Source organism: Achromobacter maghribensis, assembly GCF_057334215.1.
Window position 1 is genome coordinate 68,416 of record NZ_JBHFII010000058.1, and the last position, 15,954, is coordinate 84,369.

Here is a 15,954-nt window from a genome sequence, read left to right on the forward strand (position 1 = left end):
CCGGCGCCAGTGCTGCGCTGCGCGCCCTGAGCCGCGCCGCCTCGATCCGCTTCGTCCCGCCCCTCACGACACCGAATCCCGACAATGACTTCTCGCCGCAACTTCCTACAGACCACCACGGGCGCAGGGTTTGCCGCGGCCGCGCTGGCCGCGTTCCCGCCCAGCATTCGCCGCGCCCTGGCCATCCCGGCCAACAATGCCACCGGCACCATCAACGATGTCGAACACGTGATTATCCTCATGCAGGAGAACCGCTCGTTCGATCACTACTTCGGCACGCTCAAGGGCGTGCGCGGCTTTGGCGACCGCTTCACGATCCCGCTGGCCAACGGCCGTAACGTCTGGCAGCAGCAGCGTGCCAACGGCGCCGTGCTCACGCCCTATTATCTGGACGGCAGCGCCAACAATGCGCAGCGCGCGGACGGCGCGCACCATACCTGGGCAGACAGCCAGGCTGCCTGGGACCATGGCCGCATGCAGCGTTGGCCCGCCGAGAAAACCGATATCTCGATGGGCTATTTCAAAGAGCGTGAAATCCCGTTCCAGTTCGCGTTGGCCAACGCCTTCACGCTGTGCGACGCCTATCACTGTTCGATGCATACCGGCACCGACGCCAACCGGTCCTTCCATTTGACCGGCACGAACGGCGCGACGGCAGGCGGCGCATCGTTCGTCAACAATGAATGGGATTGGATTGACGGGCAGGCCGCCACGCAAAACCGGGGCTACACCTGGAAGACCTACGCCGAACGGCTGGAAGAGGCGGGCGTCAGCTGGATCTCGTACCAGAACATGCCGGACGAATGGGGCGACAACATGCTCGGCGCGTTCCAGACATTCCGCCGCGCCAACGTTGCATCAGGCTTTCCCGTATCCAGCGGCGGCGAGCCGGGCGTGCCGTATGCCAACACGGGCCAGGCGCTGCCTTACCACGCCTACGACGCGGCAACCGACAACGCCCACAACCCGCTGTACAAGGGCATCGCCAATACCTTGCCCGGCACGGCGCCGGAAAATTACCTGGACGCATTCAAGCGCGACATCCGCGAAGGCAAGCTGCCGCAGGTCAGCTGGATGAATGCGCCGTCGATCTATTGCGAGCATCCCGGCCCGTCCAGCCCGGTGCAGGGCGCGTGGTTCTTGCAGGAAGTGCTGGATGCCCTGACCGCGGTGCCCGAGGTCTGGAGCAAGACGGTGGTGCTGGTGAACTTCGACGAGAACGACGGCTACTTCGATCACGTGCCGTCCCCATCGGCGCCTTCGCCCGATTCCGGCCTGGCCAAGGCAGGAAAGTCGACGCTGCACGACGCCGACATGGCGTTCGAGTATTTCTCGCATCCCGCGCCGGCGGGCAGCGGCAGCCAACCCGCGCCGGACGGCCGCGTCTATGGCCCCGGCCCCCGCGTGCCCCTGTTTGTGATTTCACCGTGGAGCCGTGGCGGCTGGGTCAATTCGCAGGTGTTCGATCACACCTCGGTGCTGCGTTTCCTGGAGACGCGTTTCGGGGTCAGGGAACCCAACATCAGCCCGTTCCGCCGGGCCGTCTGCGGCGATTTGACCAGCGCGTTCAACTTCCAGACGCCGAACACGGAGGCACTGCCCACGCTGGCCGGGCGCATGACCCGCAGCGCCGCCGACCAGTTGCGCCGCGCGCAGGAAGCGCTGCCCGCCATGCCCTTGCCGACCGACATGCAACTGCCCCTTCAGGCCAGCGGCACGCGCCCGTCGCGCGCGCTGCCCTACGAACTGCACGTCAGCGCGCGGTGCAGCGCCGAAGGCATGGTTGAACTGCTGTTCTCCAACACGGGTAAACAGGCAGCAGTCTTCCACGTCTATGACCGGCTGAATCTGGCGCGCATCCCGCGTCGCTATGTCGTGGAAGCAGAGAAGTCGCTGTCGGATACCTGGAATGCGTTCCGCGACAATCTGGGCCGCTACGACCTATGGGTGCTGGGGCCCAATGGCTTGCACCGTCACTTCAAGGGCGACACCCAGCGCATTGCGGATACGGACGTCGCGCCCGAGATCCGCGTCTGCTACGACATCGCCAACGGCGACGTCTACGCCGAACTGATGAACGCCGGCGCCACGGCCGCCGATTTCACGGTGACCGCGATGGCTTACCGTCAGGATGGCCCGTGGCGCCAGGCGGTGGCGGGCAAGGCCACGGCGTCGTTGCACTGGTCGCTGGAAGGCAGCGCACAGTGGTACGACTTTGCCGTCACCTGCGCAAGCGACCCGACCTACTACCGCCGCTTCGCGGGCCGGGTAGAGACGGGTAAGCACACGGTCAGCGATCCCGCGATGGGGCTTGCGTAAACCGAGGGCGCGTCAGATTACGCTGATGCGCAACTCGGCCAGCAGCACGGCGGCCTGCGCTTTGGAAATCGTGGCACCGGCCAGGCGGGCGGCAACCGTCAGGTCGATGCCGCTCAGGTCCACTTCGCGCAGGTCGGCGCCTTCGAAGCGAACGTTCTTCAGATTCGCGTTGCGCAGGCTGCCGCCATGGAAGACCGTGTCGCGGAAGTCGCTGCCCGCCAGATCGGCGTCCGAGAAGTCCAGTTGCATGATGGTCGACTTGCGAAACGACACGCCGCGCAGCAGCGCGCCCACCAACAGGCATTCCTCGACGGTCCAGCCCAGGCAGGCCACGCCGTCGAAATCGGAACCCGTCAGCTTGCAGCCCTGGAACGTGGCGGCCGCCAGCCGGGCGCGGCGCCAGTTGGCGTTGTTCAGGTCGCAGTTCTGGAACACGGCGTCGCTTGCGTCGGCCGAAGCGAAGTTGGCCTGGCCGCCACGGCAGCGCACCCACGACGTGTCGGCAAGCGTGGCGCCCTGAAACGAGGCGCCCGCGATGGCGCACGCGGTGATTTGCGCGCCACGCAGGTCCAGCCGGGAAAAGTCGGCCTCCTGGAAATCGCAGTCCTGGAACGACAGCGGCCGGCCGGCCGCGCGTTCAATCAAGGCCTCCATCGCCTTGCGGTCCACCTCAAGGTCCGTCACGGTTTCAATTGCGTCTTGCGTCATGCTTGTGGTCTCGTTTCTTTACTGGAAAATCCCGCTTTCTACGCAGAATGCTACCAACTCCTGGTCCGTCCGAACGTTCAGCTTGCGCATGGCGGAGATCTTTTGTCCGCTGACGGTCTTGACGCTGCGCTGGAGCGTTTCGGCGACCTGCATCATGGACCCACCCTGGATGAAATGGCGCAGCACTTCATATTCCTTGGGCGACAGGCTGTTGATACGTTCGCCGATGAACTTGGTGCGCGAATCCGTGGTGCCTTCGCCTTGGAAACCTGGCGGATAGTACGTGCGGCCGGCGCGTAGCGTCTGCAATGCCGTCACGATTTCGGCCAGGTTGTCGCGCTTGAGCACCACGGCAGCGACGCCCGTGTCATACAGGGCCGAAATGATCATGGGGTTGGACACCATCGTCAGCACGACGATCCGTGCTCGGGAAAAATGCCGCGCCAGATACCTGACCAGGCGGATGCCGTCGCCATAGGTCTCGTCGCCCGGCATCGAATAGTCGGTGATGATCACATCAGGCAGGTCAAGGCGTAGATGGTCAACCAGTGCTGTCGGGCTGGCCAGTGTCGCGGCGATCTCGAAGCTGAGTTCCTTTTCGAGCAGATCGCGCATGGCCATCAGCACCAGCGGGTGGTCGTCGGCAAGGACTATTCTGAGTCGTTCCATTCGGGGACGCTGTGAAATGAGCGGGTGGAGCATCGGAATCATTCTGCACCAGGGCTCACACTTGAACTAGGAATTTCCGAAGTTCAAGTACCAGGCCTGACGTCTTGTGGAACGCCTGTTCATCCCAGCCGTAACGTCCAAGCCTTGATTCGACGAACCCCAGCCCGGCCGATAGCGCGGTCATTTTTACCATGGACAGCGCGCCGCGCATGCGATGCAAGGTCCGCTGCGCCGCCAGGACATCCCGTGTGGCGATCGAGTGTTCCAATGCCGTCAGATCACTGTGCATGGTTTCCAGGAAAAGCCCGCGGAGCCCGGCGGCGCAGCGAAACGAATGTCCGTCCAGTTTCGGCGCGTTATAAGCAAAAGGCATGGTCAGCTCGGAAGGGCCTTGATCGATTGCAGGGTTTGGCGCAATGCGACCAATGCCAAGGGTTTGACAAGCAGGCAGGTCATGCCGGCGTCCATGCCGCGCCGCTGCTCGTCGGGAAAGGCGTTCGCGGTGATGCCCAGTATGGGTCCGCCATAGCCGCGCTGACGTAGTTGCCGCGTGAAGGCGTAGCCGTCCAGCCTGGGCATGTTCAGGTCGGTCAGCACGGCATCGAAGCTCATCAGCCCGGGCAGGTTCAGCGCTTCTTCGCCATTGCCCGCCAGGACCACGGCACAGCCCAGGTGTTCCAGTTGTTCGCGCAGGATCAACTGGCTGATGGGGTTGTCTTCGGCGACGAGCAACGTCAGGTTCAGCGTGTCGGACGGTGTCTCGGCGTCAAGCGCCAGGCTGCGTGCCAAACCGCTTTGCGCCAAGTGGACCGCGTGGCGGATGCTGGCCAGGCTGTACGCGTTGGCGAACCAGGTGCTGGGGCGATCATCGACCGGTGCTGGCAGCCCAGGAGGGTGGATGACGACCTGCGGTTTGCTCCATTGGGCGCGGCGTTTCGCGTGCGGCCAGGCTTGCACCAGCACCGCAGGGCCAGCCGCTGCGGTGCTGCCTGCGGAATAGGGCAACGCCACCGCGCCCCAGCGGCGCAGCCACTCGCAAAGGTTGTTGACGATCTCGGGCACCGCGCCTTGCACGTAGACCGCCGTGCCCTCAAGAAAGGGGTCGGGTGCGTCGGGCGTGTCCGCCGCATGGGGCAGCCGGATTTCAAAGGTGATGCTCGTGCCAAGACCGGATTCGCTGACGGCATTGAGCTGGCCATTCATCGTGTCCGCCAGGCGGCGGCAAATCGATAGCCCCAAGCCGGTACCCGGCAGATCCACCGGGCTGTCCGCGTCAATCTGATAGTAGGGGTCGAACAATCGGCTTTGGTGGGCGGGCGCGATGCCGGGGCCCGTGTCTGCCACCTGGAAGCTCAGGTCGGCGCCTTCGTGATCGCTGCCGTCAAGTTTCAGGCGCAATACGATCTGACCGGAGTCCGTGAACTTGATGGCGTTGCTGACAAGGTTGTCGAGTATCTGGCGAATTCGCGTCGCGTCGCCCATCACCGAGGCGGGCGATTCGGGGTCGGCGATGGCATAAGCGCGCAAACCCTTGGCGTGCGCGCGCGCGGCAAAGCTGGCGACGACGTTGTTCAGCAGCTCGACGGGTGAGAAGGGGGCGCATTGCAAAGCGGTATGGCCCGCTTCGATGCGCGAGATATCCAACGTGTCGTTGATGGTGCGTAGCAAGGAAGCCGACGACTGCTGGATGGTCTCGAGATACTGCGCCTGCTGGCCGCTGACAGAGGTCAGCGAGAACAATTCAAGCGTGCCAAGAATGCCATAGAGTGGCGTCCGGATCTCGTGGCTCATCGTGGTGAGAAAAAGGGTCTTGGCCTCGTTGGCGGCTTCTGCGTCGCGCTTGGCCTGCAACAGTGATTGCTCCACGCGTTTCAACGGCGAGATATCGCTGATGCCGCAAAGCACCACGGCTTCGCCCCGATACGTGGTGGGGGCGAAGGTCAGGTAAGCGCTGCGGCCGTCGCTCAACTTATGTTCGCGCGTGGTCTCGTCGCCGTCGCGGGACAGGATGTCGGCTCGCCACCCCGGCGCACCCCGGAACCAGCGCCGTGCCATGTCGTTGGACAGGACAATGGCGCCGTCGGTACGGCGCAGCAGGCAAAGGCCCACCGGGGCCACCTCGATCAGCTTCTGGTTGAGCGACACGCTGTCGGCCAGGGCTTCGTACTGGCGCAGCGCGGGCAGCACAAGATGGCGGCGGATGTAGCGCACTTGCAGCACCACGACGAGGGTCAGTAGCAGGGACGCGAAGGCTGTCGTCTGCAAGGCTATGGCGTTGTCTTGCAGCACGCGCTGCAGCGGCATGTAATACACCAGCCGCCAGCCGTCTTCACCCACCGATTTGCTCAGCACCAGATAGTCGGGGACCCATCCTTGGCCTTGCAGGCCGAAGGCGTCTTCGCGCGACGAGTGGGCCAGCGTGCGGTCGGCGGCAGCGGCGTCCGGGCTGTGCATGACGGGACGGTTACGCTCGTCGAACAGCACATAGTTGCCCGCGCCCGCCCGTGGCATGTTCACGGCGGACTCGACGCCCTGGACTTCCAGGCCGATCCAGCCGGCCTCGGTGTCGGCGGGGTCCAGGGGCGTGAACAGGAAGAGCCGCATGGCGGTGTCCTGCGGCGGATGCAGCCAGAGGATCCGCGGTTGTCCGTGGGCGGTCGGCCGGATATCGATATCGGCCAGGGTGCGCGTCAGCCATTCCTGGATATCGGTGGAGATCGGGGTCAGGGCAAGCGGGTCGCGGGTCGACATCCGCAGCGCGGTGGCGTGGCGGGGCGAGCTGTAGACCACCTTGGTGCTGGCCAGCGCCACGCGTTGCAGGTCGCGATGGGTCAGCACCAGCGCCCATTCGTAAGCGCCCGGCGTCGATTGCAGTGGCAGGACCTCGATCTGCGGGGCCGCGCCCGCGTGGGCAAGCGCGTCTTCCATGTGCCGGGTGCCATTGTTGCGCACGGCGGACGCAGAGATGGATCGCAGCAGCGCTTCGCGCTGGTCGAAGAACTGCTGCGCATCGTAGGCGGCTGCGTTCATGTGGCGGCGGTAGGTGGACACGACGTTGGTGAACGCGCCATACAGGTAGAGCGTGACGCCCGCGGCAATGCACACGAGCAAGGCTACCGCAAGAAAATGCAGCAGCAAGGAGGCCGCGCGTGGCGCGGATTGAGATTCAAGGGCGGGAGCGCCGCGGTCTTCTAGCAGCATTTGTTCCCATGATAGAAACACCTGCTTACCAGGGGAATAAGAAGAATCTCAAAGTGAACCGGCCTGGCGGGCAGGCGTTTCGGGGCGCGTAGCGGTGGGCGCTGGGTTGATAAGGATCGCGTGGCCTGCCGGTTTAAGAACTTTCTTGTTCATTTTTGAGCGGGCGTGGGCAGTATTGGCGGGATACGGAGCTCCGGCCTCGGATTTTCCCGCGATGCTGCAACGCGGCCGGTTCACGTGCTGTGCCGCTGCCGTTGTGCCGCGGCCAGACGTTAATCGAGAACAGAATGACTTTGACTCATGAAGGATGACGCCCGTTCCTGGCCTTCACAGGAAGCGTCCGTTCTGCTGCGCTTTCAACCTGTCTTCACCGCGCAAGGCCAAGTCCACGAATATGCCGTGCTGGGACGTTGCCGGCCCTCTCTCTGGAACGGTCTCAGGCCTTCCCGGGACGCCGCCGGGCTAGAGGCCGGCGTGGCCTTCTTCAAGAGATTCAACGCCTCGATCGATCTGTCGTTTGAACACGCGCTGGACGTGAATGCCTCGGGATGCCTGGCAGAGCGCCTGTGCGTCGAACTGGGCATCGGTCTGGTCAACGAAAAGATATGGGTCAACAAGCAGGCCTGCCATGACGATATCGCGCCGCTGACGGTGGCGGCATCAAGCGTCACATTCACGTTGCCGCTTAGCGGCAGGCTGTCGAAGCGCGCCGACATCCTGGCGCGCTATCCCGACTTCGTTCCCCGTTTGCGCGCGCGCCTGGAGCCCGGCGGCGCCGATGGCGCGGCATCCGAATACGGCATATTGCGTGCCGAAGGGCTGCAAGTACAGATACCGCCGGGCTTGTCCGCGGATCGTCCCTTGCAGGGGCGGTTCTTCACGCTGATGGAGCGCGCCTGGAGCGCCAACCTGCAAGTGGTGGCAAGCGGTGTGGACGACATCCGCGATTTCGCGTGGATGCGGCTGCATAGCGATCTGCTGTTTCGGGGCGCCGCCATGTCCGCGCCGCTCAGCGCCGATTGCCTGGATGCCTGGCTGCAAGCCGATAGCAGCGCATGGCGGTCATTCCGCGTCTGTACCACGCGCTTTGCCGGCTGAGTCAACACCCGGCGCGCGTCGGGTGCCGAATGCCGGCGGCCGTGGCGTTATTGAAGCCCGGCGCTTCAGCTTGCCGTGTCGGACTGCATGCGGCCCAGAATGAACCCATCCACCGCGCTGGTGCGGCCACGCCACAGCGTGGGCTGCCCGGCGACAGGCGAGCCGTCCGCCGCAAAGAACAAGGCATCGGCAAGGTGAATGTAATTGGGCAGCGGATCGGCGGGTTGGGGCACGCGGAAGACGTCGCCCAATTCGGCCAGCGACGCATGCACGCTGGCGCGGGTGTCCGCGTCGATCGCGCTTAGCGAATTCGTGAAACTGGCGGCGAAACGGTCGAAATATTCCGCGCCCGACACGATCGAGCCAGACACCATCATGCCGCCCATCTGCAACGTCACGCCGATGCTTTCGATCTGGCTCCCGTTGTTCACCAGGTTGACCAGGAATTGAAGAAAGGCGTCTGCGCCGGGGGCGGCGTTCTTGTCCTGGATGGAGAGGGAATCGATGCTCATTGTTCGGGTCTCGAAAAGGGCGGAAAGAGCCACAAGATACTCGAAGCGCGTGAAAAATACACCGATCACAATCGCCCGAAAAACGGCAGAATCGGGCGTCAGACCGCGCCATCCACGGCGGCGCGCTGGCGCTACCGTGGCGGGCTGCGGAACGATCTGGCTTTCTTCGCCCGGCGGACTGGTGCGATCAGTTCGATGACGGCACGCGTTGCCGGGCAAACTGTCCTACCAGCCCCAGCAGGTCCCTGCCGCGGGTTTGCCGCAAGCGCGGTAATTCGCCGCGAACCACAGTTTGCCGGCATTGCGCGGCGTGCCATTGTCCTTGACGTCGTTGCGGGTCAGCTCGTCCAGCGTGTCGCGAGACCCCTTGACTGAAACGCCGGCCACGACGTTTGCCGTCAACGGGATCACGCCTAGGCTGGCCGCCGTGCGGTCGTCGAAGACGATGTCCGTGACGGCCAACGCGCCCATCTTCAATGACGCATCGCGCACGGCAGCGGCGTAGCTGTCGTTGGCGCCGCCGGGCACCAGCGTGGCGTTGAACGAACTGGGTGCGAGGATCTGCGCAGGCGTGGCGGGCGGCTGCATCTTGTACTGGTCAAGCGCGGGCAACTGGCCGGCGGCGGCCTGGCGGCGCAGCCAGTCGCCCCACAGGAATTCCGCGAACTCCGGCAGGCTGCCGTTCTTGTAGGCGACGTCGCGCGTGTAGTAGACGAGCGAGCGGTAGCGGTCTTCCTGCATGCCGCCGGCCTCGTCGGCGCTGGCCATGCCCAGGCGGGTGGGCAGTTGGTCCACGGTGATGGGCTGGTTCTGGCCGTCGCGCAGCCAGGCGCGGCGTTCATCGACCATGCGTTGCCAGAATGCGGCGGCGGTGGTCAGGTCGCTGTAGTTGGCGTCGACCTTCACCCAGACGGGCAGCTTGGGGCCGCCATCGAAGATGGTGCGCAGCGACGAGAACGTGTGGTGGCCGTCCGTCAGGTAAAGATTGCCGTCCCACCCGACGACGACGGTCTTCAGGTTTTCGGTATGCGTGCCGGGTGCGTCCTTGCAGGCGAAGGTTTCCGGCTGGTCCAGCCGCGCGGCGCGGGCCGCGTCGATGTCCGCGAATTCCTGCGCGCGCTCGGTGCCGCCCATGTCTTCGCAGTAGTCGTCGAATTTCTTGCCGACGGTGCGGTCCAGGTAGTCCAACTGCAGGGCGGCATCGGCCGCCCAGGTCGCCCGATTGAAGTCGCCTTGCCAGCGGCCCAGCTTGTAGTAGATCTGGTCGTAGCCGATGGCGGCTTGGGTAGGGCGCAGTTCTTCGATGCGAACCTGGATGACGTCGCCGGCCTTCGCCTTCAGATAGGCGGTGTTGCGCGTGGGCGTTTCGACTTCCGGCGCGGGGTCGACGACGACGGGCGGGGGCGTGACGACGGGCGTGTCATCGCCATCGTCGCCATCGCCGCCATTGCAGGCGGCCAGCGCCAGCGGCAGCAAGGCCGCGGCCAGCAGGCGCAGAAGCGGGCGCGGATGTGGGCGGGGAAGTGGATGGGAAAGCAGGACGGGGGTCGAGGGGGTAGCGGTCTGTGTCATTGGCCGGTAGGGGCTGCGATCGAAAAGTATCCAATGATGACTGACGCGTATGTCCCGGGTATTGCACTGTCTGCCGATAAGGGAAATTCCCAAGGCCGACGCGTTTGTCCATAATCCAGCTTGGATTCAAAGGAGGATACCGGCTATGGCGATCATCAACTTCTGGCGGGCTTGCTTCGTCGCGTTCCTGGGTGCCGTGGGCGCGGATGCCGCGGCAGCCGAAGCGCCGGCTGCCCAACTGTTGTCGGCCGCCGCGCAGGGCGAGACGGCGCGTGTGCACGAATTGCTGGCCCGCGGCGCGCCGCCGGACGTGCGGGATGCGCAGGGCAATACGCCCCTGCTGCGCGCGACGCAGGGCAACCACGCGCAGGCTGCCCGCGTCCTGATCGAGGCGGGCGCCGACGTGAACGCGCAGAATCAAATGCAGGACAGCGCCTACTTGTTGGCAGGCGCCCAGGGTTATCGCGAGATCCTGGCGCTGACGCTGCAGCATGGCGCGGACCTGAAAAGCACCAACCGCTACGGGGGCACGGCGCTGATTCCGGCATGCGAACGCGGCCACGTGGAAGTCGTGAAGACGCTGCTGCAAGCGGGCGTGGACCCCAACCACGTAAACCGGCTGGGCTGGACGGGCCTGTTGGAAGCCATCATCCTGAGCGATGGCGGCCCACGCCACCAGGAGATCGTCGCGTTGCTGATCGAAGGCGGCGCCGACGTGAACCTGGCTGACGGTGACGGCCGCACGCCGATCGCGCATGCCCGCCAACGGGGGCAGCGCGAAATGGTTCAACTGCTGGAACGTGCCGGCGCGCGCGGGTGATTCCGCCGGTGCGTGTGCAGCAGCAGGGCGCACACCACGAGCCAGGCGCCGCAAAGCGGCAAGGCGGAATGGAATGGCAGCCACGAACTGGCCGCCAGGCCCAGGCCCAGCATGGCGTAGTAGGCAAGGCCGAACAAGGCGCCCGCGCGGCCCAGGCAATGGCCGTACCGGCTTAGCGCAGGGCCGAGCAGGTTCGGGATCGCCAGTCCGTAGCCGGCGAAGATCGGCAGCGCTGCCATGGCCCACATCCAGCCAGGTTGCGGGTGCACCAACACGACGGCGCATTGCGCCAGCACGCCGGCCAGGACCCAGCACAAGCCATAGCGCACCGGATCCGACGGGGCGGTCTGCGCTGGCAGGCGCCGGTTGCTGACGGCGCCCAGGCAGCCGGCCGCGGCCACGGCCAAACCGACCCAGCCAAATCCCAGGCCCGGTAGATGGCCGACCATGAAAGGGCCGGCGGAGTAGAAAGAGAACACCAGGAAGTTAAGGCCCGCGACCTGCGCGGCAGTGCGCCGCAGCGGGGCGTCCGCCAGCATGTGGCGGGCAAGCGTCCGCAGCGGAACGGCGGCCGTGGCGGCTTCACGAGTTTCAATCAGGTGGCGCCCGCTCTGAGCCAGCAGCAGGAAAATGGCCAGCCCGATGGTCAGCAGCACGCCTTGGTAACCCGCGCGGTCCGAAACCAGTTGACCAACCAGGGGGCCGACGGCGGGGGACCATGCCAGCACCGCGCCCAACGTGGCGAAATAGCGGGTCAGGGCGCCACCGGCGAGACGGTCGCGCAACAAGGTCTGTGTCGTGACGGAACAGGTCGCCAGTCCCGCGGCCTGGATAAAGCGGCCAAACAGCAAGCCTTCGAAGCTGGGCGCGATCAGCGCGCACAGGGTTCCGGCCAAGCCGGTTGCCAGACCGGCAAGCAGGGCGGGGCGGCGGCCCCAGGCGTCCGCAAGGTGCCCCCATAGCAGGACACCCAGCGCGAAACCCAGAAAGAAGACTCCCATGACGGATTGGGCGGCGCCGGCGTCCAGCCGCCAATGCCGCGCCAGGTCCGGCAGGGCCGGGGCAAGAATGGTTTCGGCGATCTGCGGTAGCGCCAGCAAGGCAATGACCAGACCGCGCGGCGGCAGACCGTCCGGGGAGGGGTGTTTCATGAGAGGCCGTGAAAAAGGGCCTAGCGTACCCAGCCCGATGAAAGCAGAATCACGATGTTTTGCCATAAAACATCGCTAATACGACATGCCGCATTACTCGCCTGACGCCGTGCCGGACCCCGACAGCGCCGTGTGTCCCATCGTGGGGCTGGCCATCGACACTCGCGCCCACGCGTCTGACTGGCATATGCATCGCCGCACGCAGCTGCTTTACCAGGCGGAAGGCGGCGTCACGCTGTTCCTGCCCGACCGCGTGGGGCAACTGGCGCCGCTGCAGGCCGCATGGCTGCCCGCCGGTTGCACGCACCGTACCGCCATGCATGGCAGTTTTGCCTACCGCAGCTTGTACTTCGACGTGCAGGCTTATCCGGGACTGCCGGTCGAACCCCTGATCCTGGACGTGAATCCGTTATTGCGGGCGTTGATCCTGCGCGTGACGGACTGGCCGGCCGACGCCGTCCTGAGCTTGGCACAGACGCGCATCGTGGAGACCTTGCTGGATGAATTGGCGGCCGCGCCTACCGCGCCGATGCCTCTGCCCATGCCTCGGGACCGGCGGCTGGCGCCCATCGCGAAAGCGCTGTTGCTTGACCCGGCTTGCCCGTTGTCCCTTGCGGATTGGGCCGGTCGGGTGGGCGCCAGCAGTCGCACGCTGGAACGGTTGTTCCTGTTGGAAACCGGGCTGTCGTTTGGCCGCTGGCGGACGCAGACCCGATTGCTGGCCGCGCGGGCGCACTTGGCCGAAGGCATGTCGGTCACGGCGGTCGCGCACGCGGTGGGCTATGCCAGCGACAGCGCGTTCATCGCCATGTACCGCCGCATCTATGGAGAATCACCGCGACGAAAAAGGTGACTCCCTACGCTGCGCACACTGCGTGTGCTTGGTGCCCCCGAGGGCGCTTTTTATCTTGGGGCGGCCCGAGATAAAAAAACGCCGGCCCCGTAAGAGGCCGGCGCGTTTTTACGCTGTGCGACGCTTAGAACTGGTGGCGGATGCCCACGCCTGCGGCGGTGCTCTTCAAGCCGTCGATGAACGCGTAATCCGTGCCGTACGAACCGTAGGCATACAGATTGGTGCGCTTGGACAGGTCGTACGTGTAGCCCACGCTGTAGACGTTCATGTTGGCGTCGCCGCCCGTCAGCTTGTCGTTGGACGGGGCCACGTGTTGCCACGAGGCGAACACGCTGCTGGCGCCGCCGACAGGCAGGGTCGCGCCCAGCATGTAGGCATTGGCCTTGAAGCCGTTGACGAAGCGATTGGTGCCGAATTCGTCGCTGAAGGGCGTGCCGGCGGGCAGGTCCTGGCCGACGAACCAGCCGTCGGTGGTGCGGCCATAGGCGGCCGCCAGCTTCACGACTTCCAGGTCATACGACACGCCCAGCGCGTACTGGCGCGGCGTGGCGTCGCTGTCGATCGTTGCGCTGCGATTGGAACCGTTCAGTTGGTCGTACGTCAGCGCGACGTTCAGCGGGCCTTGCACGTAGCGCAGGCCGGCGGTGATGCCGCGCGTGTTGTCCGCGGTGCGGAAGCCGGTCTGGTCGGCGGTCGTGTCGTCCGCGTTGAACGAGTAGCCGATGCCGAACTCAAACCCGTTCACCGACGGGGTGCGGTACATGACCATGTTGTCCCAGCGCATGGTGTTGGCCGCGCTGAAACCCAGGCCCAGGTTGGATTGGGTGTAGCTGGTGTAGAAGGGGTCGATGTCGGCCAAGTAGTTCGAGCCGATCGTGGCTTGGCGGCCGAAATCCAGTTGGCCCCAGGCGTCGTTGGCCAGGCCGATGGTGGCTTGGCGCCCGAACAGGCGGCCGGATTGCCCTCGCTGGCCGTTTGCGGAATCAAAGCCGCTCTCCAGCTTGAAGACGGCGCGCAGGCCATCGCCCAGATCTTCGGATCCGCGCAGGCCCCAGCGGGAGCCGGCCTGGATGCCGTTGATCATGCCGAGCTTGCTACCACTGTAGCCGTCGCCTTTGATCTTGTTGTAGCCGATGCCGGTGTCGATGACACCATAGAGGGTGACTGACGGTTCTGCCTGTGCAATGCCTGTAAAAGCGGTCAGCATCGCAGCGGCGAGCAGCGTCTTTTTCATCCGGAGATCTCCTGGAGTGGGGGTTGGAAAGCGTTGGAAAAAACAAAGGGAACAGCACGCCCGGCATAGCGCCAAGCGGGTGTTCCCAGGCCGCATTGTAGAACATTTACCCTATTTTCTGCCTATTGCGGTGGATTTTCCGGCTATTTCGCCTAAAACCTGACGCGCGGCGGGCCGTCGTGGGGAGGTGTTCCGTCCCGCTGCGTTTGACGGTTTCGTGCCATAGTGGCGTCTTGACCCGAAGCCCCACTTACGGAATTCCACGTGGACCATCCACTGCCTCTTGTCACCGTCGATGCTGTCTTGCTCACCCTGAGGGCGGGCGTCCTGGAAATCGCCCTGCACCAGCGCGACCGCGCGCCCTTCAAAGACGCCATGGCGTTGCCCGGCGGGGTGGTGCATCTGGACGAAGACGCCAGCACCGAGGCCAGCGTGCGCCGCGTGCTGCGGGACAAGACAGGGTTCGAGCCGCGCTATCTGGAACAACTTCAGGTGTTCTCCGGACCGGCCCGGGATCCGCGCAAGTGGTCGTTGTCGGTGTCCTATGTGGCGCTGGTGCCGGCGGCCGAACTGGAGGCGGCGACGCAGGCGGCGTTCCGTTTCGTCAGCGTGGACGCGTTGCCGCCGTTGGCGTTTGACCATGCTGATATCGTGGCGGCCGCCGTTGCCCGCTTGCGCGGCAAGTCCAGCTATTCGACATTGCCGTTCTTCCTGCTGCCGGAGCGTTTCACGTTGACCGAGCTGCAACACACCTATGAAGCCATCTTGCAGACCCGACTGGAGAAATCGAATTTCCGCCGCAAGATGGAAGCCTGGGGCGTGCTGGAGGCCACTGAGGACTACATGGTGGGCGCTCAGCGCCCCGCCCGACTGTACCGCCTGAAGGACTTCGCGTTGTTCGACCGCAGCGTCGGATAAGCGTCGAATCGCCTCTTTATTCCAACATAGTTGCAAATCAACAATAAGTGGGCTTATACTGGCTTCACTTAGTTTTAAAGTGCCACTAAGGGCCAATCATGTTCACCATCACTGCGGTAGTAGAAGGGCAGCGCCAGAGCGATACGCCGGCTGCGTTCGTGTTTCCCGGGGGCGAAAGCCAGGTCACCGTGCCGGCCGGGTTGCGCGCCCAGGCCGATGCGGCCAGCGAATTCCGCATCCACGCCCTGTTGAAGTCGGCCGATGACGTCATGCAACTGCTGATGCTGACGGACGCGCTGCGGCGCCTGAACCCGGCCGTGCCGGTGCACCTGGACATGCCCTACGTGCCTTACGCCCGGCAGGACCGGGTGTGCAATCCCGGCGAGGCGCTGGGCGCCGCCGTGTTCTGCAAGCTGATCAACGATCAGCAGTACGCCACGGTGACCGTGGTCGAACCCCACAGCGACGTGACGCCCGCCCTGCTGCAACGCGTCCGCGTGATCGATGCGTCGGCTTTCCTTGCCCGCGCGTTGGCCGCCCCGGCCTTTGCCAACGGCGTCACGCTGATGGCGCCGGACGCAGGCGCCCGCAAGCGCGTGCAGGCGCTTGCCAAGGCGCTGGGCGTGGCGGACGTTCGGTTCGCCGAAAAGGTTCGCGATCCGCAAACCGGCCGCATCACCGAAACCCGCGTGCCCGCCGACATCCCCGCGCAGCCGGTGCTGGTGGTCGATGACATCTGCGACGGCGGCCGCACCTTCCTGGAGTTGGCCTCGGCCTTGCGCGACACGACCCGGCAGCCGGTCTACCTGTATGTGACGCACGGCATCTTCAGCAAGGGGCTTGGCGAGCTTAACGCCCGCTACGCCGGCATCTTCACCGCTTACGACTGGACCGGCGCC

General features: G+C 65.0%; 14 protein-coding genes. 6 read left to right on the forward strand and 8 right to left on the reverse strand.

The window, feature by feature from the left end; genetic code table 11:
• The first annotated feature begins 84 nt into the window (after nt 1-84).
• Nucleotides 85-2,319 carry a phosphocholine-specific phospholipase C gene (locus ACE039_RS25115; protein ID WP_485823615.1) on the forward strand — a complete coding sequence of 745 codons (2,235 nt, stop codon included), beginning with the start codon at nt 85-87 and terminating at the stop codon, nt 2,317-2,319.
• A gap of 12 nt (nt 2,320-2,331) precedes the next feature.
• Here ACE039_RS25115 and ACE039_RS25120 read toward each other — a convergent pair whose 3' ends face one another.
• The 4 genes from ACE039_RS25120 to ACE039_RS25135 are packed head-to-tail and all read right to left on the reverse strand — an operon-like array spanning nt 2,332 to nt 6,897.
• Nucleotides 2,332-3,027 carry a pentapeptide repeat-containing protein gene (locus ACE039_RS25120; protein WP_485823616.1) on the reverse strand — a complete coding sequence of 232 codons (696 nt, stop codon included), beginning with the start codon at nt 3,025-3,027 and terminating at the stop codon, nt 2,332-2,334.
• An 18-nt stretch (nt 3,028-3,045) separates the two neighbouring features.
• Nucleotides 3,046-3,696, reverse strand: a complete 651-nt coding sequence (locus ACE039_RS25125) for a response regulator (protein ID WP_313460558.1) — start codon at nt 3,694-3,696, stop codon at nt 3,046-3,048.
• 55 nt (nt 3,697-3,751) lie between these two features.
• The gene (locus ACE039_RS25130) at nt 3,752-4,069 is read right to left on the reverse strand and encodes an Hpt domain-containing protein (RefSeq protein WP_448709581.1); all 318 of its coding nucleotides are present in this window, start codon (nt 4,067-4,069) and stop codon (nt 3,752-3,754) included.
• 2 nt (nt 4,070-4,071) lie between these two features.
• Nucleotides 4,072-6,897, reverse strand: a complete 2,826-nt coding sequence (locus tag ACE039_RS25135) for an ATP-binding protein (RefSeq protein WP_485823617.1) — start codon at nt 6,895-6,897, stop codon at nt 4,072-4,074.
• A gap of 300 nt (nt 6,898-7,197) precedes the next feature.
• Here ACE039_RS25135 and ACE039_RS25140 point away from each other — a divergent pair, with 300 nt between their 5' ends.
• Nucleotides 7,198-7,995 carry a hypothetical protein gene (locus ACE039_RS25140; RefSeq protein WP_485823618.1) on the forward strand — a complete coding sequence of 266 codons (798 nt, stop codon included), beginning with the start codon at nt 7,198-7,200 and terminating at the stop codon, nt 7,993-7,995.
• A gap of 65 nt (nt 7,996-8,060) precedes the next feature.
• Here ACE039_RS25140 and gvpU read toward each other — a convergent pair whose 3' ends face one another.
• Nucleotides 8,061-8,507 (reverse strand): gas vesicle accessory protein GvpU, encoded by a 447-nt coding sequence (gvpU, locus tag ACE039_RS25145; protein WP_199196750.1) that lies wholly within the window; start codon nt 8,505-8,507, stop codon nt 8,061-8,063.
• A gap of 225 nt (nt 8,508-8,732) precedes the next feature.
• The gene (locus tag ACE039_RS25150; RefSeq protein ID WP_485823619.1) at nt 8,733-10,079 is read right to left on the reverse strand and encodes a ParB/Srx family N-terminal domain-containing protein; all 1,347 of its coding nucleotides are present in this window, start codon (nt 10,077-10,079) and stop codon (nt 8,733-8,735) included.
• Between the two features lie 145 nt (nt 10,080-10,224).
• Here ACE039_RS25150 and ACE039_RS25155 point away from each other — a divergent pair, with 145 nt between their 5' ends.
• A complete protein-coding gene (locus ACE039_RS25155) occupies nt 10,225-10,899 on the forward strand; it encodes an ankyrin repeat domain-containing protein (RefSeq protein ID WP_448708279.1) in 675 nt (224 codons plus the stop codon).
• Here ACE039_RS25155 and ACE039_RS25160 read toward each other — a convergent pair.
• The gene (locus ACE039_RS25160) at nt 10,866-12,050 is read right to left on the reverse strand and encodes a multidrug effflux MFS transporter (RefSeq protein WP_485823620.1); all 1,185 of its coding nucleotides are present in this window, start codon (nt 12,048-12,050) and stop codon (nt 10,866-10,868) included. The two genes, ACE039_RS25155 and ACE039_RS25160, sit on opposite strands and share 34 nt — an antisense overlap.
• Before the next feature lie 85 nt (nt 12,051-12,135).
• Here ACE039_RS25160 and ACE039_RS25165 point away from each other — a divergent pair, with 85 nt between their 5' ends.
• A complete protein-coding gene (locus ACE039_RS25165; protein ID WP_313462734.1) occupies nt 12,136-12,903 on the forward strand; it encodes an AraC family transcriptional regulator in 768 nt (255 codons plus the stop codon).
• Nucleotides 12,904-13,027: 124 nt separating this feature from the next.
• Here ACE039_RS25165 and ACE039_RS25170 read toward each other — a convergent pair whose 3' ends face one another.
• Entirely contained in the window at nt 13,028-14,137 is a 1,110-nt protein-coding gene (locus ACE039_RS25170) for a porin (RefSeq protein ID WP_448708282.1), read from the reverse strand.
• A 264-nt stretch (nt 14,138-14,401) separates the two neighbouring features.
• On the opposite strand from ACE039_RS25170, the gene ACE039_RS25175 reads away from it, so the two are divergent.
• The gene (locus tag ACE039_RS25175; protein ID WP_448708283.1) at nt 14,402-15,055 is read left to right on the forward strand and encodes an NUDIX hydrolase; all 654 of its coding nucleotides are present in this window, start codon (nt 14,402-14,404) and stop codon (nt 15,053-15,055) included.
• A 98-nt stretch (nt 15,056-15,153) separates the two neighbouring features.
• A partial coding sequence (prs, locus tag ACE039_RS25180; RefSeq protein WP_485823621.1) for a ribose-phosphate diphosphokinase occupies nt 15,154-15,954 on the forward strand: 801 nt, incomplete at its 3' end.